This is a genomic window from Ornithinimicrobium humiphilum, from assembly GCF_006716885.1.
In the GTDB taxonomy this organism is placed as follows: domain Bacteria; phylum Actinomycetota; class Actinomycetes; order Actinomycetales; family Dermatophilaceae; genus Ornithinicoccus; species Ornithinicoccus humiphilus.
The window spans coordinates 2,434,955-2,460,331 of the sequence record NZ_VFPU01000001.1; the positions used below are offsets into that span (position 1 = coordinate 2,434,955).

General features: G+C 73.9%; 20 protein-coding genes. 13 read left to right on the top strand and 7 right to left on the bottom strand.

The window, feature by feature from the left end; translation table 11 throughout:
- Nucleotides 1-3: 3 nt before the first annotated feature.
- On the bottom strand, nt 4-2,601 hold the full coding sequence (locus FB476_RS11475; protein WP_141820231.1) for an FtsK/SpoIIIE family DNA translocase: 2,598 nt from the start codon (nt 2,599-2,601) through the stop codon (nt 4-6).
- Nucleotides 2,602-2,915: 314 nt separating this feature from the next.
- Between FB476_RS11475 and FB476_RS11480 the strand changes: the two genes are divergently transcribed.
- A complete protein-coding gene (locus tag FB476_RS11480; protein WP_141818901.1) occupies nt 2,916-3,326 on the top strand; it encodes a 2TM domain-containing protein in 411 nt (136 codons plus the stop codon).
- A gap of 4 nt (nt 3,327-3,330) precedes the next feature.
- Here FB476_RS11480 and FB476_RS11485 read toward each other — a convergent pair whose 3' ends face one another.
- Nucleotides 3,331-5,016 carry a ribonuclease J gene (locus tag FB476_RS11485; RefSeq protein ID WP_141818903.1) on the bottom strand — a complete coding sequence of 562 codons (1,686 nt, stop codon included), beginning with the start codon at nt 5,014-5,016 and terminating at the stop codon, nt 3,331-3,333.
- 259 nt (nt 5,017-5,275) lie between these two features.
- Here FB476_RS11485 and FB476_RS11490 point away from each other — a divergent pair, with 259 nt between their 5' ends.
- From FB476_RS11490 to FB476_RS11510, 5 genes are read left to right on the top strand one after another with little or no spacing between them, the layout of a single operon-like run.
- Nucleotides 5,276-6,097, top strand: coding sequence for a thymidylate synthase (locus FB476_RS11490; protein ID WP_141818905.1), 822 nt, complete (start codon nt 5,276-5,278; stop codon nt 6,095-6,097).
- Nucleotides 6,094-7,056 carry a dihydrofolate reductase gene (locus tag FB476_RS11495; RefSeq protein WP_141818907.1) on the top strand — a complete coding sequence of 321 codons (963 nt, stop codon included), beginning with the start codon at nt 6,094-6,096 and terminating at the stop codon, nt 7,054-7,056. The genes FB476_RS11490 and FB476_RS11495 overlap by 4 nt, the downstream gene beginning before the upstream one ends.
- On the top strand, nt 7,053-7,499 hold the full coding sequence (locus FB476_RS11500) for a hypothetical protein (protein ID WP_141818909.1): 447 nt from the start codon (nt 7,053-7,055) through the stop codon (nt 7,497-7,499). Before FB476_RS11495 ends, FB476_RS11500 begins: the two co-directional genes overlap by 4 nt.
- Before the next feature lie 33 nt (nt 7,500-7,532).
- Nucleotides 7,533-9,473: a S9 family peptidase gene (locus FB476_RS11505; protein WP_141818911.1), complete on the top strand. Its 1,941-nt coding sequence runs from the start codon at nt 7,533-7,535 to the stop codon at nt 9,471-9,473.
- Between the two features lie 22 nt (nt 9,474-9,495).
- Nucleotides 9,496-10,779, top strand: coding sequence for a threonine/serine exporter family protein (locus FB476_RS11510; RefSeq protein ID WP_141818913.1), 1,284 nt, complete (start codon nt 9,496-9,498; stop codon nt 10,777-10,779).
- A 61-nt stretch (nt 10,780-10,840) separates the two neighbouring features.
- On the opposite strand, the gene FB476_RS11515 is transcribed toward FB476_RS11510, so the two are convergent.
- The gene (locus FB476_RS11515; RefSeq protein WP_238329680.1) at nt 10,841-12,409 is read right to left on the bottom strand and encodes an acyl-CoA carboxylase subunit beta; all 1,569 of its coding nucleotides are present in this window, start codon (nt 12,407-12,409) and stop codon (nt 10,841-10,843) included.
- 23 nt (nt 12,410-12,432) lie between these two features.
- Nucleotides 12,433-13,614 carry an acyl-CoA dehydrogenase family protein gene (locus FB476_RS11520; RefSeq protein ID WP_141818915.1) on the bottom strand — a complete coding sequence of 394 codons (1,182 nt, stop codon included), beginning with the start codon at nt 13,612-13,614 and terminating at the stop codon, nt 12,433-12,435.
- Between the two features lie 118 nt (nt 13,615-13,732).
- Between FB476_RS11520 and FB476_RS11525 the strand changes: the two genes are divergently transcribed.
- The 3 genes from FB476_RS11525 to FB476_RS11535 are packed head-to-tail and all read left to right on the top strand — an operon-like array spanning nt 13,733 to nt 18,054.
- Nucleotides 13,733-14,122: a MerR family transcriptional regulator gene (locus FB476_RS11525; RefSeq protein WP_337678354.1), complete on the top strand. Its 390-nt coding sequence runs from the start codon at nt 13,733-13,735 to the stop codon at nt 14,120-14,122.
- 52 nt (nt 14,123-14,174) lie between these two features.
- Nucleotides 14,175-15,950: an acetyl/propionyl/methylcrotonyl-CoA carboxylase subunit alpha gene (locus FB476_RS11530; RefSeq protein ID WP_141818917.1), complete on the top strand. Its 1,776-nt coding sequence runs from the start codon at nt 14,175-14,177 to the stop codon at nt 15,948-15,950.
- Nucleotides 15,951-16,005: 55 nt separating this feature from the next.
- Nucleotides 16,006-18,054: an ElyC/SanA/YdcF family protein gene (locus FB476_RS11535; RefSeq protein ID WP_141818919.1), complete on the top strand. Its 2,049-nt coding sequence runs from the start codon at nt 16,006-16,008 to the stop codon at nt 18,052-18,054.
- A 15-nt stretch (nt 18,055-18,069) separates the two neighbouring features.
- On the opposite strand, the gene FB476_RS11540 is transcribed toward FB476_RS11535, so the two are convergent.
- Complete coding sequence (locus tag FB476_RS11540) at nt 18,070-18,711, bottom strand: dihydrofolate reductase family protein (RefSeq protein WP_141818921.1); 642 nt, start codon at nt 18,709-18,711, stop codon at nt 18,070-18,072.
- 54 nt (nt 18,712-18,765) lie between these two features.
- A complete protein-coding gene (locus tag FB476_RS11545) occupies nt 18,766-20,232 on the bottom strand; it encodes an NAD(P)H-quinone dehydrogenase (RefSeq protein ID WP_141818923.1) in 1,467 nt (488 codons plus the stop codon).
- Nucleotides 20,233-20,285: 53 nt separating this feature from the next.
- Between FB476_RS11545 and FB476_RS11550 the strand changes: the two genes are divergently transcribed.
- Nucleotides 20,286-21,158 carry a purine-nucleoside phosphorylase gene (locus FB476_RS11550; protein WP_141818925.1) on the top strand — a complete coding sequence of 291 codons (873 nt, stop codon included), beginning with the start codon at nt 20,286-20,288 and terminating at the stop codon, nt 21,156-21,158.
- Between the two features lie 13 nt (nt 21,159-21,171).
- Entirely contained in the window at nt 21,172-22,860 is a 1,689-nt protein-coding gene (locus FB476_RS11555) for a phospho-sugar mutase (RefSeq protein ID WP_141818927.1), read from the top strand.
- Between the two features lie 39 nt (nt 22,861-22,899).
- On the opposite strand, the gene FB476_RS11560 is transcribed toward FB476_RS11555, so the two are convergent.
- Nucleotides 22,900-23,511 carry a hypothetical protein gene (locus FB476_RS11560; RefSeq protein WP_141818929.1) on the bottom strand — a complete coding sequence of 204 codons (612 nt, stop codon included), beginning with the start codon at nt 23,509-23,511 and terminating at the stop codon, nt 22,900-22,902.
- Nucleotides 23,512-23,555: 44 nt separating this feature from the next.
- On the opposite strand from FB476_RS11560, the gene FB476_RS11565 reads away from it, so the two are divergent.
- Complete coding sequence (locus FB476_RS11565; RefSeq protein WP_141818931.1) at nt 23,556-24,218, top strand: uridine kinase family protein; 663 nt, start codon at nt 23,556-23,558, stop codon at nt 24,216-24,218.
- 227 nt (nt 24,219-24,445) lie between these two features.
- Nucleotides 24,446-25,372 carry a DUF7847 domain-containing protein gene (locus tag FB476_RS11570; protein ID WP_141818933.1) on the top strand — a complete coding sequence of 309 codons (927 nt, stop codon included), beginning with the start codon at nt 24,446-24,448 and terminating at the stop codon, nt 25,370-25,372.
- Nucleotides 25,373-25,377: the final 5 nt, after the last annotated feature.

Sequence of the window (25,377 nt, forward strand, 5' to 3'; positions counted from 1 at the left end):
CCCTCAGTCGCGCCCGGTCAGCGCCCAGGCGTCCTCGGACTCCTCGTCGTCCTCGTCCTCGACGTAGGTGCCCGAGACCGGGTCGCCGTCGTAGCGCGTGTTGCGCCCGAAGGACACCTCCTCGTCGTCCTCCTCCCCCGGGACGACGACGGCCGGGCCGGGGTCGAAGGGCTCGGAGACCGTCTCCGGCTCGGGATGGGCGGGCGGCTCGTGACCCTGGAGCAGCGCGAGCGTCTCCTCGAGGTCGTCGGGCTTGACCAGCACGTCACGCGCCTTGGAGCCCTCGGAGGGCCCGACGATGCCGCGCGACTCCATGAGGTCCATGAGACGGCCAGCCTTGGCGAAGCCGACGCGCAGCTTGCGCTGGAGCATCGAGGTCGAGCCGAACTGAGTCGTGATGACCTGCTCGGCCGCCTGCAGCAGCAGGTCGAGGTCGTCGCCGATGTCCTCGTCGATCTGCTTCTTGGCCGGGGCGGCGGTGACCTCCTCGACGTAGGTCGGCTTGAGCTGGCCGGTGACGTGCGCGACGACGTCGTGGATCTCCGACTCGGAGACCCACGCGCCCTGCACGCGCATCGGCTTGGAGGCGCCCATGGGCAGGAAGAGCGCGTCGCCCTGCCCGATGAGCTTCTCCGCACCGGGCTGGTCCAGGACCACCCGGCTGTCGGCGAGCGAGGAGGTGGCGAACGCCATACGGGAGGGTACGTTGGCCTTGATGAGGCCGGTGACCACGTCCACCGACGGGCGCTGGGTCGCCAGCACCAGGTGGATGCCCGCGGCCCGGGCGAGCTGGGTGATGCGCACGACCGACTCCTCGACGTCGCGCGGGGCCACCATCATGAGGTCGGCGAGCTCGTCGACGACGACGAGCAGGTAGGGATAGGGCTGGAGCACCCGCTCCGAGCCGGGCAGCGGCTTGACCTTGCCGGCGCGGATCGCCTTGTTGAAGTCGTCGACGTGCTTGTAGCCGAAGGCGGAGAGGTCGTCGTAGCGCTGGTCCATCTCCTTGACGACCCAGGCGAGGGCTTCGGCGGCCTTCTTGGGGTTGGTGATGATCGGCGTGATGAGGTGCGGGATGCCCTCGTAGGCCGTCAGCTCCACCCGCTTGGGGTCGACGAGGATCATCCGGACCTCGTCGGGCGTGGACCGCATGAGGATCGAGGTGATCATCGAGTTGACGAAGCTCGACTTGCCCGAGCCGGTGGCGCCGGCGACGAGCAGGTGCGGCATCTTGGCCAGGTTGGCGATGACGTAGCCGCCCTCGACGTCCTTGCCGACGCCCATGACCAGGGGGTGGGTGTTGTTGCGCGCCGCCTGGCTGCGCAGCACGTCGCCGAGGTTGACGTTCTCGCGGTCGGTGTTGGGGATCTCCACGCCGACGGCCGACTTGCCGGGGATGGGCGAGAGGATGCGCACGTCCGCCGACGCGACGGCGTAGGCGATGTTCTTGGACAGCGCCGTGATGCGCTCGACCTTGACGCCCGGGCCGAGCTCGACCTCGTAGCGGGTGACCGTCGGACCGCGCATGAAGCCGGTGACCTGGGCGTCGATGTTGAAGTCCTCGAGGACCCCGGTGAGGGCGTCGACGACGCGGTCGTTGGCGGCCGAGCGCTCCTTGTGCGGGGCGCCGGGCTTGAGCAGCGAGGAGTCGGGCAGCGTGTAGGTCACGTCGCCGGCCAGCTGCAGCTGCTCCACCCGCTGCGGCAGCTGGGTGGTGGGCGGCGGCTCGAGCTGGGCCTTGGCCCTGACCTTGTCGACGGCGCTCTGCGGCTGGGGGCGCTTCTGGCCGGGTCGCAGCGCCGGGATCTCCTCGGTCGCCTCCCCGGCGGCTGGCGCGGCGTCCTTGGCGGGCTCGCGGCGGCCCGGCGCCGGGACCTCGCCGGTGGCGTCGGGGTCGACGGCGGCGTTCTTGCGGGCGCGGGCGGCCGCGCGCAGCGAACGGGCCTCGCGGGCACGCTCGACCTCGGCGGCCTGCTCGAAGGCGACGTCGCCGGCACGCTCGTCGAGGTCGGCGCCGCGACGACGGCGCCGCGGCCGCACCTCGCCGGTGACGGGGTCGACCTCGTCGAAACGGGCGGAGTCGAAGAGCTGCTGCTCGACCTCGCGCAGCCGGTCGGGGATGCGGTGGACCGGCGTGCGGGTGAGCACGAGGAAGCCGAAGACCCCCAGCAGCGCCAGCACGATGTAGGCGCCGACGGCCGTGATGGCCGAGGCCGGGATCGAGGAGACGATGAAGCCGAGCACCCCGCCGGAGGACTGCATCGCTGCCTGGCCCAGGCCGTAGTCGGGGGCGCCGGTGGCCAGGTGCGTGATGCCGGAGGCGGACAGCAGGAGCGCCGTCATGCCGATGGTCATGCGGTGCGTGGCCGCGGTGTCGTCGGGCCGGCGGAACAGGCGCACGGCGAAGAAGAGCAGCACGATCGGCAGCACGAGGGCCACCCGGCCGAAGGTGCCGGCGACCACCGTGTGGATCGCTGCCCCGACGACGCCGTCGAGGCCCCACCACTCGCGCAGGGCGACGACGAAGGCGAGCGCCAGGAGCAGGAAGCCGGCGCCGTCGCGGCGGTGCTCCGGCTCGAGGTCGCGGGCGGTGTCGGTCATGGCGCGGACGGTGCCGCCGGTCACCCCGGCGATGCCGCGGACCGCGCGACCGGGCAGCGAGGGCCCGTCCGACCCCGACCGGGGTGCGGCCTTGGTGCCGCCGGACCGACCGGCCGGACGCGCGGACGTGCCGCGCGAGCCGCTGCCACGGGCGGGGGCGCGCTTGGACGGGGTCGCAGACTTGGCCACGGTGGCACGGTACGCCACTTCCCCTCCTGCATCACGCGTCACACGCGGGACCCGGACGGATCCGTCGCCGCGCGCGAGCACCGCGCTAGCCTGACGGCATACCCGAGCAGAGGGGGCTTGGACTCATGACCGAACCACCCGCCCGTCCGGGCGACGAGGACGTCCCGCACCCGCCGCTGCCGTCGTGGCAGCCGCCGGCCGCCCCGCCCGACCCCGCGGCCGACCCCGAGATCCGGGCCCGGGCGCTGAAGCAGCTCGAGGACCGCAAGGGGTTCCAGATCCACCTGACCGTCTACGCCGCGGTCATCGGCTTCCTCGTCGTCATCTGGCTGCTCTCCGGCGGAGGGGACTTCTGGCCGGTGTGGCCGGCCGCCGCGTGGGGCCTGGGCATCGTCATCCACGGCGCCTCGCTGCGCTGGGACGACGAGCCCAGCGAGGAGGAGATCGCCGAGCAGGCACGCCGCATCTCCGGTCGCCGGGGCGACCGGCCGACGACCGACCCCCGCGGCCTGGAGGGACCGCAGGACACCGTCTGAGCCGTCAGGCGTCGATGACGATCGGGATGATCATCGGCCGGCGCCGCAGCTTGCTGCCGACGAACGAGCCGACGGTGCGGCGGATGACCTGCTGCAGCTGGTAGGTGTCCTGCACGCCGTTCTGCCGGGCCTCCTCGAGCGCGGTGACCAGGCGCGGCAGGACCCGCTCGAAGGCCTGCTCGCCCTCGGCGAAGCCGCGGGTCTGGATCTCGGGTCCGGCGGCGATCGTGCCTGTCGAGGCGTCGCGGACGACGATGACCGTCACGAAGCCCTCGTCGCGCAGGATGCGGCGGTCCTTGAGCATCGTCTCGTCGGCGGCGCCCACGAGCGAGCCGTCGACGTAGACGTAGCCGACGTCCACGGCCCCGGCGATCCGCGCCCGACCGTCGACCAGGTCGACCACGACGCCGTCCTCGGCGAGCACGACGTTGTCGCGCGGGACGCCGGTGGCGACCGCCAGCTCGGCGTTGGCCACGAGGTGGCGCCACTCGCCGTGGACCGGCAGCACGTTGCGCGGGCGGACGATGTTGTAGCAGTAGAGCAGCTCGCCGGCGCTGGCGTGGCCGGAGACGTGCACGAGGGCGTTCTCCTTGTGCACGACGCGCGCGCCGAGGCGGGTGAGGCCGTTGATGACGCGGTAGACGGCGTTCTCGTTGCCGGGGATGAGCGAGGACGCCATCAGGACCGTGTCGCCCTCGCCCACGTCGATCTTGTGGTCGCCGTTGGCCATCCGCGAGAGCGCCGCCATCGGCTCGCCCTGCGAGCCGGTGGAGATGAGCACCTGCTGGTCGTCGGGCAGCTGGGTGAGCCGGCCGAGGTCGACGAGGATGCCGTCGGGCACCTTGAGGTAGCCCAGGTCGACGGCGATGCCCATGTTGCGCACCATCGAGCGCCCGACCATGGCGACCTTGCGACCGGACTCGGCCGCGGCGTCGAGCACCTGCTGGACGCGGTGCACGTGCGAGGCGAAGCAGGCGACGATGATGCGCCGCCTCGCCTCGTGGAAGACCCGCTCGATGGCCGGGGTGATCTGCCGCTCGGGGGTGGTGAAGCCGGGGATGTGCGCGTTCGTCGAGTCGGTCATGAACAGGTCGACGCCCTCCTCCCCCAGGCGCGCGAACGCCCGCAGGTCGGTGATGCGGCCGTCGAGCGGCAGCTGGTCCATCTTGAAGTCGCCGGTGTGCAGGATCGTGCCGCCGGAGGTGCGGACGAAGACGGCGAGCGCGTCGGGGATGGAGTGGTTGACCGCGATGAACTCGAGGTCGAAGGGGCCGAGGACCTCGCGCTGGCCCTCCCTGACCGCGAGGGTGAGCGGGGTGATGCGGTGCTCCTTGAGCTTGGCCTCGACCAGCGCGAGCGTCAGCTGGGAGCCGAGCAGCGGGATGTCGGGCTTGAGGCGCAGCAGGTAGGGCACCGCGCCGATGTGGTCCTCGTGGCCGTGGGTCAGCACCACGCCGACGACGTCGTCCAGGCGGTCCTCGATCGGGCCGAAGTCCGGCAGGATCAGGTCGACGCCCGGGTGGTTCTCCTCGGGGAAGAGCACGCCGCAGTCGATGATCAGCAGCTTGCCCCGGTGCTCGACGACCGCCATGTTGCGGCCGACCTCGCCCAGGCCGCCGAGAGGGATCACACGAACGCCCCCGTCCTGCAGCGGACCGGGGGCGGTGAGCTCGGGGTGGGGGTGACTCATGGCGGCAGGATATCGCCGGGCCGAGGAGGGGTGTGCCGCCGCACGGGGCGGTTGCGGGTCCCGTGCGGCGGCGAAGGACCGCACCGCTGCCCGCTCGGGGGGTCCAGGCAACGGTGCGGTCGGAGGTTAGATCGGGTGCCGTCGACGCGACGTTACGCCACGGTAGTGTGATCCGCGTCACACGGCATACCACGGGGTCGTTCCCCACCCTCCGGTGGCGCCCGGCCGGGGCGGGCGGGCCCGCACTACGCTGGCCCGTATGCAGCACTACCTCGACCTCCTCCGGCGCATCCGGACCGAGGGGGTGGAGAAGACCGACCGCACCGGCACCGGCACGCTGTCGGTCTTCGGCCACCAGATGCGCTTCGACCTCACCGAGGGCTTCCCGGTGCTCACGACCAAGCGGCTGCACCTGCGCTCGGTCATCGGCGAGCTGCTGTGGTTCCTGCGCGGCGACACCAACGTGCGCTGGCTGCAGGAGCGCGGCATCAGCATCTGGGACGAGTGGGCCGACGAGCAGGGCGACCTGGGGCCGGTCTACGGCTACCAGTGGCGCTCCTGGCCGACGCCCTCCGGCGGGCACGTCGACCAGATCGCCAAGGTGATCGGGTCGCTGCGGTCCACCCCCGACTCCCGACGACACATCGTCTCGGCGTGGAACGTCGCCGACGTCGACGACATGGCGCTGCCGCCGTGCCACACGATGTTCCAGTTCTACGTCGCACCGGCCGCGCCCGACGACGAGGACCAGCGCGGCTGGCTCTCCTGCCAGCTCTACCAGCGCAGCGCCGACACCTTCCTCGGCGTGCCCTTCAACATCGCCAGCTACGCCCTGCTCACGCACATGGTGGCCCAGGTGACCGACCTGCGGGCCAAGGACTTCGTGCACACGCTGGGCGACGCGCACCTCTACCTCAACCACCTCGAGCAGGCCGACGAGCAGCTGACCCGCACCCCGGGCCCGCTGCCCACGCTCTGGCTCAACCCCGAGGTCCGCGAGATCGATGCCTTCGAGCTCGAGGACGTGGAGATCCGCGACTACGTCGCGGCGCCCTCCATCAAGGCCCCGATCGCGGTATGACGCCGCGCTTCCAGGTGGTCCCGGCCGTCTACGTGGCGCTGCTGCGCGACGGCACGGACGGACCCGAGGTGCTGCTCCAGCTGCGCCGCGGCACCGGCTTCCTGGACGGCCGGTGGGCCCACGGGGCCGCCGGGCACGTCGAGCGGGGCGAGAGCGCCCTGCAGGCCGCGGTCCGGGAGTCCGCCGAGGAGCTCGGGGTCAGGGTGGACCAGGCCGACCTGCTCCACGTCGCCACCCTGCACCGCACGGTCGCGCTCCACACCCCGCTCGAGGAGCGGCTCGACCTCTTCACGGCCACCCGCGCCTGGTCGGGCGAGCCCACGGCGATGGAGGCAGGGCGGACGGCCGGGCTGCGGTGGTTCCCGCTGTCGTCACTGCCCGAGGACACCGTGCCGCACGAGCGGCAGGCGCTCGAGGTGCTCGCCGCCCGGCTCGCCGGTGGCACCACCGCCCCGACCCTGCTGGCGCGCGGCTTCGACCAGACGCTGACGCTCGTGGCCGCCGTCGGCCGCAACGGCGTCATCGGCGACGGCTCCGCCATGCCCTGGCACCTGCCGGAGGACCTGCGCTTCTTCCGGGAGACGACCATGGGCGGCACCCTGCTCATGGGCCGCGGCACGTGGGACTCGATCGGCCGGGCGCTGCCCGGTCGCCGCACCATCGTGCTGACCCGCCGTGCCGACCTGACCTTCCCCGGCGCGGAGGTCGCCCACTCGCTGGCCGAGGCGCTCGCGCTCGCCGGCGACGGGGAGGTCTTCGTCGTCGGGGGCGGCGACATCTACGCCCAGACCCTCCCCCACGCCGACCGCCTCGTCCTCACCGAGGTCGACCTGGCCCCGGAGGGGGCCACCCGCTTCCCCGAGATCGACCGGGACGAGTGGCAGGAGGAGTCCCGCGTGCCGGGACCGCCGCCCGTCACGGCCTGGGTCGGATACGCACGAAAGAAGGACCGACGATGAAGGCCGACTGGCGCTACCTCCCCGTGTGCCTGCTCGTGGGCGTGGGGGTCTGCTCCGTGGTGGGCGCCGGCGCGGGGGTGGTGCGGGCGCTCACCGCCGACGGCGGCACCGACGGCGGCGCTCTCGCCCTGCTCGGCACCCTGGTCGCCTCGGCGCTCGGGGGCCTGCTCGTCGGGGCCGCCCTCGGCTGCCTGCTCGGGGCGCTCTCCGGCGTGGCCGCCACGCTCGTGACCCGGGGCCGCAGCGAGCCCGTCGACGTGGCCCGCCGGGTCACCGTCGTCGTCGCCGCGACCTACCTCGTCGCGCTCGTCGTCGTCGCCGGACTGACGGCCGACGGCGGCTGGGGCCTGCCGTCGCCCCTCGCCTGGACCGGCATCCTCGTGCCGACGGTGCTGGCCGCCCTCGTGGCCGGACGCGCCGCCCGCGAGGTCCCCACCCTCTGACCGTGCCTCCGACCGGAGGCTAGGCTCGCGCGGGTGCAGCCCTCCGACCTGACGAAGATCCGGACCCTCTCCTCCCCCACCGTCCGCCCGGACGGCACCGACGTCGTCGTGACCGTGGTGCGGCCCGACGTGGAGGAGAACCGCTACCGCACCAGCCTGTGGCGCCTCCCGCTCGATGCCGACGGTACGCCCACCGGGCCGGCCGTGCGCCTCACCCACGGCACCCGCGACTCCTCGCCGGTCTACTCCCCCGACGGCTCCCGCCTGGCCTTCCTGCGCGCGGGCGAGGACGGCCCGCCCCAGGTGCACGTCCTGGACCCCGGCGGCGGCGACGCGCGGCGCCTGACCGACGCACCCCTCGGCGTGGCCGAGCCGGCGTGGTCGCCCGACTCGCGCCGCCTCGCCTACGTGGCCCGGGTGCCCGAGGCCGGTCGCTACGGCACCGACGAGAAGATCCGCCCCGACCAGGAGGCCCCCCGCCTCGTCGAGCACAGCCAGTACCTCGCCGACGGGTTGGGCTACCTGCTGGACCGGCCGGCCAAGATCTTCGTCGTCGACCTCGACGAGCTGCCCGCCGGCGACGACGAGGACGCCGAGCGTCTCCCGACGAGCACGCAGCTGACCGCCGGCAACGGCGACGACCGCTCCCCGGCCTGGCTCGACGCGGGCCGCGTCGCCTTCGTCGCCTCCCGTGACGGACGGGGCACCTGGCGGCCCGACACCCTCGTCTCCGACATCTGCTCGGTGGACCTGCGCGGCAAGGCGTTCACACGTCATACCGACGGCACCGGCTCGGTCGGCGGGCTCGCCGTGGCCGGCGACGGCACCGTCGTCTACCGGGTGGGCGACCTCGGTCCCAGCCGCCAGGACTTCGTCGCCCGCAGCGCCGTGCTCCGTCGCCTGGACGACCCCGCCACCGCGCTGACCGACCCCGAGCGCGACCACCTGGCCTGCGCCCCGGCGCTCGGGGTCGGCGGCACCCTCGTCGCGGCCGTCGAGCACCGCGGCGACACCGTGGTGCGCGACGTCGACACCGGCGCGGTCCTCCTCGACGGCCACGTGAGCGTCACCGACCTCGCGGTCGGCGGCGGTGTCGTCGCCGCGGTGGCCGGGACCCGCACCTCCTACGGCGAGCTCTTCGTGGGCCGCGTGGGCGAGCGCCTGCAGCAGGCCACCGACTTCGCCCGCCACCTCACCGGCAGCGCCGCCCCGATCGAGCCCGAGGAGATCGAGACGACCGCCGAGGACGGCTACCCGGTCCACGGCTGGATCTTCCGGCCGACCACGAAGCCGCGCCGCAAGGCCGGTCACCCGGTCGTCCTCATGATCCACGGCGGTCCCTACACCCAGTACTCCGGCAACCTCTTCGACGAGGCGCAGGTCCTCGCGGGCGCGGGCTACGCCGTGGTGATGGGCAACCCGCGCGGCGGGTCCGGCTACGGCGCCGCCCACGGCAGAGCGGTCAAGGAGGCCATCGGGACCGTCGACGTCGCCGACCTCACCGCCCTGCTCGACGCCGCGCTCACCGCCAAGGACCTCGACGCCTCGCGCGTCGGTGTCCAGGGCGGCAGCTACGGCGGGCTGATGACCACCTGGCTCGTCGGGCACACCGACCGCTTCACCGCCGCGATCAGCGAGCGCGCGGTCAACGCCTGGGACTCCTTCGCGGGCACCTCGGACATCGGCTGGTTCTTCGGCGACGAGTACGTCGGCGACCACGTCGTGGAGCAGTCGCCGCTGACCTGGGCCGACTCGATCCGCACGCCCACGATGGTCATCCACTCCGAGCGCGACTTCCGCTGCCCGCTCGAGCAGGGACAACGGCTCTTCGCCCGGCTGCGCCGCAACGGCGTGCCCAGCCGCCTCCTCGTCTTCCCCGGCGAGGGTCACGAGCTGTCCCGCAGCGGCCAGCCGCGGCACCGGGTGCAGCGCTTCGAGCACATCCTGGCGTGGTGGGAGGAGCACCTCCGCTGACGGCTGCCCCGACAATGGGGTCGTGCCGATCCCGACCGACGACCGTGACCGCCGCCTGCTCGCCTGGCTGGGTGCCGGCCTGCTCGCCGGGGGTATGCCGACGCACGAGGTCGAGGAGGACGTCGCCTCCGCGGCGCGCTCCCTGGGTCACGACCGCCCGCAGGTGGCTTGCCTGCCCCGCGGGCTGCACGTCGCGCTGACGCCGGGCGGGCCGGCCACGGTCGAGGCGGTCGAGGGCCCGGTCCGGCTCGACCAGCTCGCCGACGTCTCCACGGTCCTCGCCGGGATCCGCTCGGGTCGGCTCGCCGCGGACGACGCGCTGGAGCGGCTGGGCCGGCTGCGCGCGCAGCCCCACCGGTACGCCCTGCCCGGCCTGGTCGGGGGCGGGGTGCTCTCCGGTGCCGGCATCGCGATGGTCCTGGCCCCGGCCTGGCCCTCGGTCGCCTTCTCCGCCGCGCTCGCACCGGTCACCGTGGCGCTCATGACCCTCGGCGGCCGCAGCCGCACGATCTCGACGCTGCTGCCCTTCCTCGCCGCCTTCGTCGCGGCCCTGGCGGCCTTCGCGACGGCCGGCGCCGACCTCGTCACCGCGCCGCTGTGGACGCTCATCGCCCCGATCGCCGTGCTGCTGCCGGGCGCCACGATCGTCACCGGACTGGTCGAGGTGGCGGCCGGGTCGGTGGTGGCCGGCACCGCCCGGCTGGCCCACGGCACGGTGCAGCTGCTGCTCTTCGCGCTCGGCGTGGCCGCCGCCGCGGCGCTGCTGGACGTCCCGGCCGAGCTGCTCGCGCCGGAGCGGCCCGACGAGCTCGGCTGGTGGGGGCCCCTGCTGGGCGTGGTGCTGGTCATCGTCGCGATCTCGCTCATGGAGTCGGTGCGGCTCTCGCTCGTGCCCTGGCTCATGCTCACGGCGCTCGCCACCTACCTCGCGCAGCTGCTCGGCCAGGGCCTGGCGGAGCAGCGGTGGGCCGGCGCCTTCCTCGGGGCGATGGTCGCGATCCTGGTCGCCACGGTCGTGGAGTTCGTGCGGCCCCAGCTGCCGCGGTCGGTGGCCTTCCTGCCCAGCTTCTGGCTGCTGGTGCCGGGGTCCTTCGGCCTGGTCTCGGTCACCCAGCTCGAGTCCGGGCCGGGCGCCGCCTTCCCGGCGGTCGTGGCCGTGACGCTCGTGATCATCGCGGTCGCCACGGGAGTCGTCGTCGGTGCGGCCCTCGCCTCCCCGCTGCGCGGGATCGCGCGGCGGGTCGGCCTGGTGCACCTGCTGGGCCTGCTCCGCCGCCGCCGCGACGGCGGGCAGCCGACGGCCTAGCCCGTCGGGCCGCACCCACGTCCCGGGCGGAACCCCGGGGCGCCGGACCGGCGGGTCGCTTTCAGACCGGCGGGATCGCGCGGTGCCGGGTCGAGAAGTGCCGGTCGCGGCGGGCGGCGTAGCGGAGCCGACGCACGACCTCCTCGCGCAGGTCCTCGGGCTCCACGACGGCGTCGATGACGAGGTCGGCGGCCAGCCGCTCGAGGTCGACGTCCTCGACGTACTCCGCCCGGCGGGCCTGGACGAAGGCCTCCTGCTCCGCGGGGTCGGTGATCTCGGCGATCTTGTTGGCGTAGACGGCGTTGACGGCCGCCTCCGGTCCCATGACCGCGATCCGCGCCGTCGGCAGCGCGATGGTCGCCTCGGGGCCGAAGCCCGGGCCGCCCATGGCGTAGAGGCCGGCGCCGTAGGCCTTGCGCACGACCACGCACAGCTGCGGGACGGTGGCCTCGGAGACGGCCGAGACCATCTTGGCGCCGTGGCGGATGATGCCGCCGCGCTCGACCTCCGAGCCGATCATGAAGCCCGGCACGTCGGCCAGGTAGAGCAGCGGTATGCCGTAGGCGTCGCACATCCAGATGAACCGGGCCGCCTTGTCGGCGGAGTCGGTGAAGAGCACCCCGCCCTTGACGGCCGAGTTGTTGGCCAGGATGCCGACCGTCTGCCCCTCGACCCGGCCGAGCCCGACGACCAGCTCGGCGGCGAAGAGCGGCTTGATCTCGAAGAAGCTGTCGGCGTCGACGAGGCCCTCGATGACGTCGTGCACGTCGAAGGGCACCGACTCGGCCTCGGGCACGGTGTCGCGCTCGAGCGGCCGGGCCGGTGCCTCGGGCTCGTAGCTGGGCACCGGGTCGTGCCAGGTCTCCGGCAGGTAGGAGAAGAGGTGGCGGGCCAGCTCGATGGCCTCCTCGTCGTCGGCGGCGAGCAGGTCGCCGACGCCGGAGACCGTGCAGTGCATGCGGGCGCCGCCCATCTCCTCCAGGCTGACCTTCTCCCCGACCACCATCTCGGCCATCCGGGGGCTGCCGAGATACATCGAGGCGTTGCCCTCGACCATGATGATGACGTCGGTGAAGCTCGGGATGTAGGCACCACCGGCGGCCGACGGGCCGAAGAGGCAGCAGATCTGCGGGACCTTGCCCGAGAGCGCGACCTGGTTGTGGAAGATGCGCCCGGCGCCGCGGCGCCCGGGGAAGAGGTCGACCTGGTCGGTGATGCGGGCGCCGGCCGAGTCGACGAACCAGAAGACCGGCAGCTCCTCCCGGAGCGCCGCCTCGGTGGCGCGGATGATCTTCTCGACCGTCCGGGCGCCCCACGAGCCCGCTTTCACGGTGGGGTCGTTCGCCACGACGATCGCTGGGCGGCCGTCGACCTCGCCGCGCCCGGTGACCACACCGTCGGCGGGCAGGCCCTCGGCCGTGGCGTTGGCGTAGCGACCGTCCTCGACGAAGGTGCCCTCGTCGAAGAGGAGCGCGATGCGGTCGCGCACGTAGAGCTTGCCCTGCTGGTCCAGCTTGGCCTTCGCCCGCTCCGTCGGGCGCTCGGAGGCCTCGTGGGCGGCCTCGAGCCGTGCCCGCAGGTCGGCGACGCGCGGGTCGGGATGGGCGTTGGTCGAGGGGTGCTGCGGCATACCCGGCATGGTGCCAGCCACGCTCAGGCCGGCAGGCCGAGGCCGCGGGCGATGAGCATGCGCTGCACCTCGGAGGTGCCCTCGCCGATCTCGAGGATCTTGGCGTCGCGGTAGAAGCGCGCCACGGGGTACTCCTCCATGAAGCCGTTGCCGCCGAAGACCTGCGTGGCGATGCGGGTGGCCGAGACGGCCGACTCGGTGGCGTAGAGCTTGGCGATGGCGGCGGCCTGCTTGACCTCGGCGACGCTGCGACGCCCCGCCTGCTGCTCCTCCTTGAGCCACGCCGCCTTGTAGGTGAGGGCGCGGGCGGCCTCGGTCATGACCGCGAGGTCGGCGACCTGGAAGGAGACGCCCTGGTTGGTCGCGATCGGGCGGCCGAAGGCCAGCCGCTCCTGGCTGTAGCGCGTGGTCTCCTCGAGCATCCGCTGCAGCAGGCCGACGGCCAGGGCGGCGATCGCGATGCGCCCGTCGTCGAGGGTCTTGAGGAACTGCTTGAAGCCGTGCCCGCGCTGGCCGAGCAGGTTGCCCGCGGGCACGCGGCAGTTCTCGAAGGTCAGGCCGTGGGTGTCGGAGATGTGCCAGCCGAGCTTGCGGTAGGCGGGCTCGACGGTGAAGCCGGGGGTGCCGTTGGGCACGATGATGGCGCTGATCTCGGCCTTGCCGTCCGGCGTCTGGCCGGTGCGCGCCGTGACGGTGACGACCGAGGTGATCTCGGTGCCGGAGTTGGTGATGAAGGCCTTGGCGCCGTCGATCACCCACTGGCCGTCCTCGAGCCGCGCGCGGGTGCGCGTCGCCCCGGCGTCCGAGCCGGCCTCCGGCTCGGTCAGGCCGAAGCCCGCGAGCGCCCGGCCCGCGAGCAGGTCGGGGAGCCACTGCTCCTTCTGCTCCTGGGACCCGTAGGTGAGGATCGGGTTGATGCCCAGCCCGACGCCCGCCTCCAGGGTGATGCCCATGGACTGGTCGACGCGGCCGAGCTCCTCGATGGCCAGGCAGAGGTAGGTGAAGCCGCCCTCCTCGAGGCCGGCGCCGCCGAACTCCTCGGGCGCGTCGAGACCGAAGAGCCCGAGCTCGCCCATCTTCGGCACCAGGTGCGCGGGGAAGTGGCCCCGGGCGTCCCACTCCTCCACGTGAGGGGCGATCTCCGCCTCGGCGAACTCGCGCACCAGACGGCGGAAGTCCTCGTGGTCCTGGCTCAGCTCGAACATCGGCGTCCGTCAATCCTTCTCGGCAGGGGGGATGGTCCGGACCATGGTGCTTGACGTTGACGCGAAGGTCAAGCACTATGGGGCGCCCACCGCAGTTGACGTAAGGACAAGAAACCCCGTGATCGAGGACACCGACACCACCTGGACGATCGCCCAGATGGCCGACGACTTCAACGTCACCCACCGCGCCCTGCGCCACTACGAGCACCTCGGCCTCATCTCCCCCGAGCGGGAGGGGCAGCGCCGCATCTACCACCGGCGCGACCGCACCCGCCTGGCCCTCGTGCTGCGCGGACGCCGCCTGGGCTTCTCGCTCGAGGAGATCTCGACGATCCTGGGCATGTACGACGACCAGCCCGGCGAGGTCGGCCAGCTCCGCTACCTGCTCAGCCAGATCGACGACCGCCGGGCCGACCTGGAGCGTCGTCGGCGCGACATCGAGGACTCGCTGCGCGAGCTCGACGAGCTGCAGGCCCGGTGCCACGAGGACCTCGCCCGGCTGCCGTGACGTGCGCCGGACCTGATCGCTGACGAGCGCGCGGGGGCACTAGTGTGGCCCCATGCCGATCAGCAAGGTCCTCATCGCCAACCGCGGCGAGATCGCCGTCCGCATCGCTCGCGCCTGCAAGGACGCAGGTCTGGGCTCGGTCGCCGTCTACGCCGAGCCCGACCGCGACGCGCTGCACGTCAAGGTGGCCGACGAGGCCTACGCCCTGGGCGGGAGCACGCCGGGCGACTCCTACCTCGTGCAGGAGAAGCTCCTCGACGTGGCCCGGCAGTCCGGTGCCGACGCCGTGCACCCGGGCTACGGCTTCCTGGCGGAGAACGCCGACTTCGCCCAGGCGGTGATCGACGCCGGCCTGACGTGGATCGGCCCCGGCCCGGAGGCGATCGACGCCCTCGGCGACAAGGCCAAGGCCAAGCACATCGCGGTCCGCGCCGGCGCCCCGCTGGCACCCGGCACCAAGGACCCGGTCAAGGACGCCGACGAGGTCGTCGCGCTCGCCGAGGAGTTCGGCCTGCCCGTGGCCATCAAGGCCGTCTACGGCGGCGGCGGTCGCGGCCTCAAGGTCGCCCGCACCATGGAGGAGATCCCCGAGCTCTTCGAGTCGGCGGTCCGCGAGGCCGTCACCGCCTTCGGGCGCGGCGAGTGCCTCGTCGAGAAGTTCCTCGACAAGCCCCGTCACGTCGAGACCCAGTGCCTGGCCGACCAGCACGGCAACGTGGTCGTGGTCTCCACCCGTGACTGCTCGCTCCAGCGCCGCAACCAGAAGCTCGTCGAGGAGGCCCCGGCCCCCTACCTGACCGACGAGCAGCGGGCCGAGCTCGTCCGCGCCTCGAAGGCGATCCTCAAGGAGGCGGGCTACGTCGGCGCCGGCACCTGCGAGTTCCTCGTGGCCAGCGACGGCACGATCTCCTTCCTCGAGGTCAACACCCGCCTGCAGGTCGAGCACCCCGTGACCGAGGAGGTCACCGGCATCGACCTCGTCCGCGAGCAGTTCCGCATCGCCGACGGCGAGGAGCTGGGCTACGAGGACCCGACCCCGCACGGGCACTCGATCGAGTTCCGCATCAACGGCGAGGACGCCGGTCGCGACTTCATGCCGGCTCCCGGCACCGTCTCGCGCATGGTGGTCCCCCACGGCCCGGGCGTGCGCTGGGACGCGGGCATCGTCGAGGGCGACACCGTCGCCGGTGCCTTCGACTCGATGATCGCCAAGCTCGTCGTCACCGGCCGCACCCGCGAGCAGGCCCTCGAGCGGTCCCGCCGGGCGCTGGCCGAGCTCGAGGTCGAGGGCATGCCCACCGTGCTGCCCTTCCACCGCGCCGTCGTGTCCGACCCGGCCTTCGCGCCGGAGGGCGACGCCCCGTTCACCGTCCACACCCGGTGGATCGAGACCGAGTTCGACAACACCATCGAGCCCTACTCCGGCCCGACCGCCGACGCCCCGGAGGACGAGGGCGAGCGCCAGCGTGTCGTCGTCGAGGTCGGCGGCCAGCGTCTGGAGGTCTCGCTGCCGGCGGGGCTGTCGCTCGGCGGTGGCGGCGGGGCCGCGGCGGGCGGCCGGCGCAAGGCGCCCAAGCGCTCCCGCGGCGGCGGTGGCGGTGCGGCCGCCACGGGCGACTCGGTGACCGCGCCCATGCAGGGCACGATCGTCAAGATCGCCGTCGAGGAGGGCCAGCAGGTCGAGGCCGGCGACGTCGTGGTGGTCCTCGAGGCCATGAAGATGGAGCAGCCGATCAAGGCGCACAAGGCCGGCACGGTGACCGGGCTGAGCGCCACCGTCGGCGAGACGGTGGCCAACGGCGCCGTCCTCTGCGAGCTCAAGGACTGACCCTGGCCGGTGGGGCCGGGGCCCGGGAGCCGGCGCCCCGGCGCGGCCGCGCGTCATGACCGGCTTCTCCGTCTCGGCGGTGCTCGCCCTGTTCGGGGGCACCGTGGTCGTCCTGCTCGGGTTCGTGCCCTACGTCGCCTGGAGCTACCGACGACGGGGCCGCTTCGGGCTGGGTCACGCGGCGCTCGTGGCGGGCGCCGCGGTCTACGCCCTGGCGCTGTGGACCTACACGCTCCTGCCTCTGCCGGACCCGGCGCTGGTCTGCTCGGACCCCGCCGGCGTGCAGCTGCGACCGGGGCAGTTCCTGCGCGCCCTCGCCGACGCGCGTGCAGCGGGCGGCAGCGGGCGCGGCGTGGTCCTGCAGGTGGCGTTCAACGTGCTGCTCTTCGTGCCCCTCGGCATGCTGGTCCGCCATCTCTTCCGGCGCGGCCCCGTCGTGACGGTTCTGGCGGGCCTGACCGTCTCGGGGCTGATCGAGCTGACCCAGCTCACCGGGGTGTGGGGCCTCTACGACTGCGCCTACCGGGTCTTCGACGTCGACGACCTGGCCGCCAACACCCTGGGGGCGGCGCTGGGGTTCCTGGCCGCCCCGGTGCTGCGGCTGGTGCCCGACCAGGCGGCGGCCGACGTCCGCCGGCCGCAGCCGGTGACCGGCCGCCGGCGCGTGCTGGGCATGGTGACCGACGTGCTCCTCGTCGACCTCGGCGGACTGCTGCTGTGGGTCGGGGTCGGTTCGGTGCTGCGGTCCACGGGGGCGATGTCGCCGGTCGAGCTGGCCGACGCGACCGTGCTCCAGGGGTCGCTGCAGCTGCTGGTGGCGGCCGTCCTGCTCGTCGGCGTGCCGCTGCTCGGCCACGGCGCCACCCTCGGGCAGCGGGCGGTGATGCTGCGCCCCCGCACCGAGTCCGGCACCGACCCCTCGGTCCCCCAGCGGCTGGCCCGCGCGGCGACCGGCTCGGGGGGCTACGTCCTGCTCGACACGCTCGGCACGATGACCGGATCGGCCTTCCTCGGGGGCGCCGCCGTGGTGCTCCTCGTCGCCAGCCTCGTCCTGGCGCTCCGCGGCGACCACCGCGGGCTGTCGCACCTGGTCGCCCGCCTGCGCGTGGTCGACACCCGGGTCCCTCCCGCCGCGAGCACGCCCGCCGAGCGGTGGGCGGCGATGCCGGAGCTGCGCAAGCTCTGGCTGGCGGTCGCGGCCGGCGCCGGGGTGGTGCACCTGTTCTTCCTCGCCCTGGTCGACCAGGCGGCCCTCGGCGGGCAGCTGGTCCTCTGGCTGGTGCTCGCGGGTCTGACGGCGGGGGCCGTCGCGCAGGTGGTTCTCCTCGTCCTCAACGGCCTGGCCATGACCCGGCGCGAGGGGCGCAGCCTGGGCAACCTGCTCGCGCTGCTGCTGGGGGTCGGCCTCGTGGCGTACACCGCCCTGACGGCCACCCTCGTCCTGCTGGGCGCGCCCGCCGTGCTGCTCGTCGCCGTGGGCGCCGGGTGGGTGGTGCTCGGCTACCTGGGCTTCGTCTTCTGGGCCTTCGCGCTCTACGGGCTGCTCTACGCCCGCCGGGACCCGACTCCCGGGGCCGACGCGGTCGTGGTCCTGGGCTCGGGCATCTTCGGCACCCGGGTGCCACCGCTGCTGGCGGGACGGCTGGCCCGCGGCCGTGAGGTGCTCGAGGCCGAGCTGGCCCGCGGCGGCGACGCCGTGCTCGTCTGCTCCGGCGGGCAGGGACCCGGCGAGGACGTCCCCGAGGCCGTCGCGATGGCCGACCACCTCGTCGAGCGGGGTCTGGACCCCGCCCTGGTCCGTCGTGAGAGCGCCTCCCGCACCACCGAGGAGAACCTCCGCCTCAGCCTGGAGCTGCTGCGGGCCGAGGGGCGCGGCGAGCGCGTGGTCGTGGTCACCAACGACTACCACGCCTTCCGCGCCGCGATCATCACGGCCGAGCAGGGCCTGGTCGCGCAGGTCGTCGGTGCGCCGACCGCCTCCTACTTCCTGCCCAGCGCGATGCTGCGCGAGTTCGTCGCGGTGCTGGCGCGCCGGCCATGGCCGCACGCGCTCGTCGTGCTGGCCGTCGCCGCGCTCGCCGCGCTGGTGGTCGTCGCCGGCTGACCGGGTGAGCCCGCCTCAGCGCACGACCCGGTAGCGCAGGTGCGCCACCCCCGGCGCGCCGACGGCCCTCACCTGCTCCAGACGGACGTCCGTCCCCGCCCCGGCGAAGAGCCGGGACCCGCCCCCGAGCAGCACCGGCGCGACGTGGAGGTCCAGCTGGTCCAGCAGCCCGGCGGCGAGGAACTGGTCGATCACGTCCGCACCACCGCCGACGAAGACGTCCAGGTCCGCGGCCGCCTCGCGGGCGAGCGCCAACGCCTCCTCCACGCCGCCCGTCACGAAGGTGAACGTCGTGCCGGAGAGGACCAGCGGCTCGCGCGGGTGGTGGGTCAGCACGAAGACCGGCTTGCGGAAGGGCGGCTCCTCGCCCCACCAGCCGTTCCACAGGGGCTCCTGCCAGGCGCCTCCCCCGGGCGGTCCGAACTTGCCCCGGCCCATGATCTCGGCCCCGACCGCGCGCATCTCCTCCGCCAGGACCTCGCCGCTCACCCCCTCGAGGCCGCCCTCGAGACCGTGCGCCTCACGCCATACCCGGGTCTGCACGACCCAGGTATGGAGCGCCTCGCCGCCCTCGCCCAGCGGCACCTCGATGCTCTGCCGAGGTCCGGCCACGTAGCCGTCGAGGGAGACCGAGATGGCTGCTCGCACGATGCCCATGTCCGGTCCGACCCGCCGCCCGCCACGAACTCATCGGCGGACGGCGGCCCGGGGTCAGTCGGCGATCTCGTGCAGCTGGCGAGCCGCCTCGGAGAGCGAGCCCGACATGGAGGGGTAGACGGTGAACGTCGAGGAGAACTGGTCGACGTTGAGCCGGTTGGCCACCGCCAGCGCGATCGGGAAGATCAGCTCGCTGGCCCGCGGGCTCACGACGACGCCGCCGACGATCGTCTGGCTGCCCTTGCGGGCGAAGATCTTGACGAAGCCGTCCTGCACGTTCTGCATCTTGGCGCGCGGGTTCTTCGTCAGGGGCAGCATCACGGCGCGGGCGTCGACCCGGCCCTCGTCGATGTCGGCCTGGCTCACCCCGACGGTGGCGATCTCGGGGTCGGTGAAGATGTTGGAGCTGACCTTGCCCAGCGAGAGCGGGGCCACCGCGTCACCGAGGGCGTGGGCCACGGCGATCCGGCCCTGCATCGCGGCCACCGAGGCCAGCGGCAGGACACCGGTGCAGTCGCCCGCGGCGTAGACGCCCGGCGCGCTGGTGCGCGAGACGCGGTCGACCTCGATGTGGCCCGAGCGGCTCAGCCGGACGCCGGCCTCCTCCAGGCCCATGTCGGTGGTGTTGGGGATCGAGCCGACGGCCAGCAGCGCGTGCGAGCCCTCGACCTGGCGGCCGTCCTCGAGCGTGACGACGACGGTGTCGCCCTCGCGACGCACCCCGGCCGCGCGGGACCGGTTGAGGACGGTCATGCCGCGGCGGCGGAAGACCTCCTCCACGACGTTCGCGGCGTCGGCGTCCTCGCCCGGCAGCACGCGGTCACGGGAGGAGATGAGGGTGACGGCGCAGCCGAGGCCGAGGTAGGCGTGGGCGAGCTCGGCGCCGGTGACGCCGGAGCCGATGACCACGAGGTGCTCGGGGAGCTCGGTGAGGTTCCAGATCTGCTGCCAGGTCAGGATCCGCTCGCCGTCGGGGACGGCGGTGTCCATGACGCGGGGGCGGGCGCCGGTGGCGACGAGCACGAGGTCGGCCTCGAGCACGCGGGTCGCGGCGGCCTCGTCGTGGTCGCGCCCGTGCGGGGCCGGCTCCTCGCCGGAGTTGACCTCGTGGACGCCCTCGACCACCTCCACGCGGCGGTCCGGCAGCAGCCGCCCGGCGCCCTGGATCACCTCCACGCCGACGCTCTCCAGGCGCTCGCCGATGTCGCGGCTCTGGGCCTGCGCCAGCTCCATGATGCGGGCGTTGACGTCGGCGACGTGCGCGGTGACCCCCTGGTCGCCGGGCACCTGCGCGCCGTCGAAGTGCACGCCGATGCGCTTGGCGGCGCTGAAGCGGTCCATGAAGTCAGCGGTGGCGATGAGCGCCTTGCTCGGGACGCAGTCGGTGAGCACGGCCGCGCCACCCAGGCCCGACCGCTCGATCACCGTCACCTCGGCGCCGAGCTGCGCGGCCCCCAGCGCAGCCTCGTACCCACCGGGGCCCCCGCCGATGACGACCACTGACTTGTTCACGGCATTCACGGCCCTATCCAACCATCGCGGGTGCCGAACTCGTGCCCCCGGGCCGTCCCGGGATGCTCCGACGACGTCGTGGGGGCCCCGCGAGCACTAGGCTGGCGCGCGTGAGCGACCACGACCTCGACGACCCCCGCACCGATCCCAGGCAGGTGGCCGCGGCCGCCGCCGCCGTCCTCGCCGAGCGCACCGGCGCCGAGCGCCACGACATCGCCCTCGTGCTCGGCAGCGGCTGGAAGCCCGCCGCCGACATGCTGGGCGAGCCCGACACCGAGATCGACAACACCGACGTGCCCGGCTTCGCCGCGGCCGCGGTCGAGGGCCACTCCGGCACCATGCGCTCGATCCCCCTCGCCAACGGCCGCCGGGTGCTGGTCTACGGCACCCGGACGCACTACTACGAGGGCCGCGGCGTGCGCGCCGTGGTCCACGCCGTGCGCACCGCGGCCGCCGCCGGCTGCTCGACGATCGTGCTGACCAACGGCTGCGGCGGGCTGCGCCCGGAGTGGGCACCCGGCACCCCGGTGCTCATCAGCGACCACATCAACCTCACCGCCACCTCCCCGCTCGAGGGGGCGACCTTCGTCGACCTCACCGACGTCTACACGCCGCGGCTGCGCGAGCTCGCCCGCGAGATCGACCCGAGCCTGGACGAGGGCGTCTACGTGCAGTTCCGCGGCCCGCACTACGAGACCCCCGCCGAGGTCCGGATGGCCCGGGTGCTCGGGGGCGACCTGGTCGGCATGTCGACCACGCTCGAGGCGATCGCCGCCCGCGAGGCGGGCATGGACGTCCTCGGCATCTCCCTGGTGACCAACCCGGCCGCGGGCATCAGCCCGACGCCGCTGGACCACCAGGAGGTCATCGAGGCCGGACGCGCCGCCGCCGAGCGGTGCGGCGCCCTGCTGGCCCGCATCGTCGAGCGCATCTGAGGAAGGACCGGCCATGGAGAGCACCACCGACCTGCTGGCCCAGGCCCGCGCCTGGCTGGACGACGACCCCGACGAGACCACGCGCGCCGAGCTCGCGACGCTGCTGGAGCGGGTCGAGGGCGGCGACCACGACGCGCAGGCCGAGCTGGGCGACCGCTTCGCCGGCTTCCTGGAGTTCGGCACCGCCGGGCTGCGCGGCGCGCTGGGCGCCGGTCCCAACCGGATGAACCGCGCCGTGGTGATCCGCACGGCCGCCGGCCTCACGGCATACCTGACGAAGCGGCTGACGGCCGAGGGCGATCGCACCCCGGGGCCGGCCGTCGTCATCGGCTTCGACGCCCGCCACAACTCCGACGTCTTCGCCCGCGACACCGCCGCGGTCGTCGAGGCGGCCGGTGGCCGGGCGATGGTGCTGCCACGGCCGCTGCCGACGCCGGTGCTGGCCTTCGCCATCCGCCACCTCGGCGCCGACGCGGGCGTGATGGTCACCGCGAGCCACAACCCGCCGCAGGACAACGGCTACAAGGTCTACCTCGGCGACGGCTCGCAGATCGTGCCGCCGGCCGACACCGACATCTCGGCGGAGATCGCCGCCGTGCGGTCGGTGGCGGAGGTGCCGCGGGCCGACGACGGCTGGGTCACGCTGGGCGACGAGGTGCTCGAGGCCTATCTCGACGCCGCCGTGGCCGTGCTCGACCCCGCCAGCCCGCGGGACCTGTCCGTCGTGCACACCGCGCTGCACGGCGTCGGCTCGGACGTCGTGCTCGAGGCCTTCCGCCGGGCCGGCTTCGCCACGCCGGCGCCGGTGGTCAGCCAGCAGCAGCCCGACCCCGACTTCCCCACCGTCGCCTTCCCCAACCCCGAGGAGGCGGGCGCGATCGACGCCGCCCTCGAGCTGGCCGGCGAGCTGCGTCCCGACCTGGTCATCGCCAACGACCCGGACGCCGACCGCTGCGCCCTGGCCGTCGACGACCACGGCACGTGGCGGATGCTGCGCGGCGACGAGGTCGGCGCCCTGCTCGGGCACCACGTCATCCAGCGGGGCCGCGCCGGTGGGGACCGCGACGTGCTCGCCCGCTCGATCGTCTCCTCCCGGCTGCTCGGTGCGATGGCCGAGGCCGCAGGGCTGCGCGCCCAGGAGACGCTGACCGGCTTCAAGTGGATCGGTCGGGTCGAGGGCCTGGCCTACGGCTACGAGGAGGCGCTGGGCTACTGCGTCGACCCCGCCCGGGTGCCCGACAAGGACGGCGTGACCGCCGCCCTGCTGGCCGCCGAGCTGGCCGCGACGCTGAAGGCCGAGGGCCGCACGCTGCTGGACGTGCTCGACGAGCTCGCCGTCCGGCACGGGGTGCACCAGACCGACGCCTTCTCGGTGCGGGTCTCGGACCTGTCGCAGCTGGCGCCGGTGATGGCCCGCTTGCGTGAGGAGCCGCCGGCCGACCTCGGCGGCACCACCGTCACGAGCACCGTCGACCTGGCCGCCGGCTCGGAGGGGCTGCCGCCCACCGACGGCGTGCGCTTCCTGCTGGAGGACTCGACCCGCGTCATCGTGCGTCCCAGCGGCACCGAGCCCAAGCTCAAGGTCTACCTCGAGGCGGTCGTGCCGGTCGACGGTGCGGACGGCCTGGCGGACGCCCGCACCGAGGCCACCCGCCGGCTCGCGGCCGTGCGGGCGGCCATGGAGGAGCTGACCCGGGTCTGAGCAGGCGGGCGGCCCGGTGCCGACCGGGTCGCCCCTCGCTCAGCCCAGCAGCGCGAGGACGAGCAGGCCGACCGCGAGCACGAGGACGGTCGCCGAGGACCAGGACACGCGCTGCACCACCCGGGGGGCAGCCTCCCCGAGCTCCCCCCCGTCGAGGCGCCAGCGCTGCAGCGTGCGCTGCACCTCGTCGGCGACGCCCTGGGCCGTGACACCGGCCGAGCCGCGTCGGCGGGTGGTCTCGGCGAAGTCGTCGATCGAGCTGCGGCGCACCCACTCGCGGCGCACCGGCACCGCCCAGGAGCTGAAGCGGCGACCCGCGGTGTCGTGCAGCTCCAGGGACCAGCGGTCGGTGACCTCGCTGACGACCGCGAACGGCACGGCGGTGTCGGTGACGATGTTGGCGAGCACCACGCCGTCGGTCCGCAGCTCGACGTGCGGACGCAGGAAGAGGGCCCAGGCGACGGCGGCCACCGCGACGACGAGGGCCGCCGGCCAGGCCAGGCCGGCGTGCGAGCCCCTCACCATGTCGAGCACCGTGAGCCCCGACAGCACGACGGCCCCGCCCACCATCGTCCAGCCGATGACCCGGGCCGGCACCGTCCGGTAGACCTGGAGACGGTCACCGGTCAGGGGGCTGCTGGAGGCTCTCACGCTGCCCGAGTCTACGGTCGGGCCACCTCCTAGACTGGTCTGCCATGGATCCAGCCGCCCCGCCGCTCGCCCGGGTTCTCCTCGTCGCCGGCCCCAGCGGCTCCGGCAAGTCGCGGCTCGCCCGCCGGCTGCACGAGCAGCACGGCTGGCCGCTGCTGCAGCTGGACGACTTCTACCACGAGGGCGACGCCCCCGGGCTGCCGATGAGCCCGCTCGGCCTGGTGGACTGGGACGACGTGGGCTCCTGGGACCTCGAGGCGGCGGTCACGGCGATCGAGCGGCTGTGCCGCACGGGCCGGACCGACGTCCCGCGCTACGACATCTCGACCTCGAGCCGCACCGGGCAGCACGTCGTGGAGCTCGGCGGCGCACCCTTCGTGGTCGCCGAGGGCATCTTCGCCGCCGACGTCGTCGCCCCCCTCCGCGAGCGGGGTCTCCTCGAGCGGGCCTGGAGCGTGCACCACCACCCGTGGGTGACCTTCGCCCGGCGACTGGCGCGCGACCTGGCCGAGCACCGCAAGCCGCCGCTGACCCTCTGGCGGCGCGGCCACGTCCTGCGCCGCGCCGAGCCGGGTATCGTGGCGGCGCACCAGGCCCTGGGGGCCGAGCCGGTGCGGGCCAAGATCGCCGAGCGCCTGGCCGAGGAGCTGGGGAGCCAGGCCGCCGACGCGGGCCGGTCCCGACCGACAGGAGGAACCAGGGGATGACCGACAGGCCCGGCCAGCCGTCCGGCGAGGGGACGCCGGCACCACCGCCGGGCTGGTCCGCCCCTCCTCCCGGAGCGCCGACGACCCCCGCATGGGGTTCTCCCCCGCCGTCCACGGACCCGCAGCGGGCGGCGACGGGCGCCTCCTGGCAGCAGCCCGCTCCCCCACCGGGACCGGCCGGTCCGCCACCCTCGTGGCACCAGCTGCCGCCGGACGACCTCGCCCGCATGCACCAGCCCGGCATCATCCCGCTGCGCCCGCTCTTCGTGGGCGACATCTTCGGCGGCGCCCTGCAGACGATGCGCCGCAACCCGGCCGCCACCATCGGCACCGGCTTCCTCGTGCTGACCGTGCTGCTCGTGCCCTCCTACCTCGCCTCGCTCGCGGTGCTGCAGGTCGGCTCGCTGGCGGCGGAGGACCGCGGCGTGCTGGTCAGCCTGGTGGCGATGCTCTTCTCGGTCCTGGCCAGCGTCGCCCTGACCGGCATGATCGTGCACGTCGTCGGCGAGGCCGTCCTCGGCGACCGGGCCGGCCTCGGCGACACCTGGCGGGCCGTGCGCGGCAGGATCCCGGCCCTGATCGGCACCCTGGTGCTCATCTCGCTGCTGCTGGCCGCCGTCGCGGTCGTGGCCGTGCTCGCCTTCGTCCTGCTGGGCTGGCTGGCCTCCACCGCCGGTGACCTGGCCGTCGTCCTCGTCGTGGTCGTCGGCGTGATCGCCGTCCTGCTGCTCTTCGTGTGGGCCGGGGTGCGCCTCACCCTCGCCCCCGCGGCCGTCGTGCTGGAGCGGGTCGGGCCGTGGCGCGGCATCCGTCGGGCCTGGTCGCTGACGACCGGCAGGCAGGGCTGGCGCGTCATCGGCATCACCCTGCTGGCGAGCATCATCACCAACATCTTCACGACGGCCGTCCAGGTGCCCGCGACCCTCGGCATCTTCCTCCTCGGCGACATCGACGTGATGGCGGACGAGTCGCTCGTCGACCCGCTCCTCGTCGGCTTCGACCACCTGGTCCAGCTGGTCGTCGGTGCCTTCGTCGTGCCCTTCACCGCGGGCGTCACGGCCCTGCTCTACCTCGACCAGCGGATCCGGCGCGAGGGTCTGGAGACGTCGCTGCTGCAGGCGGCCCAGGCCCGGGCGGCCGCCCGGCGGTCCTGACGGCA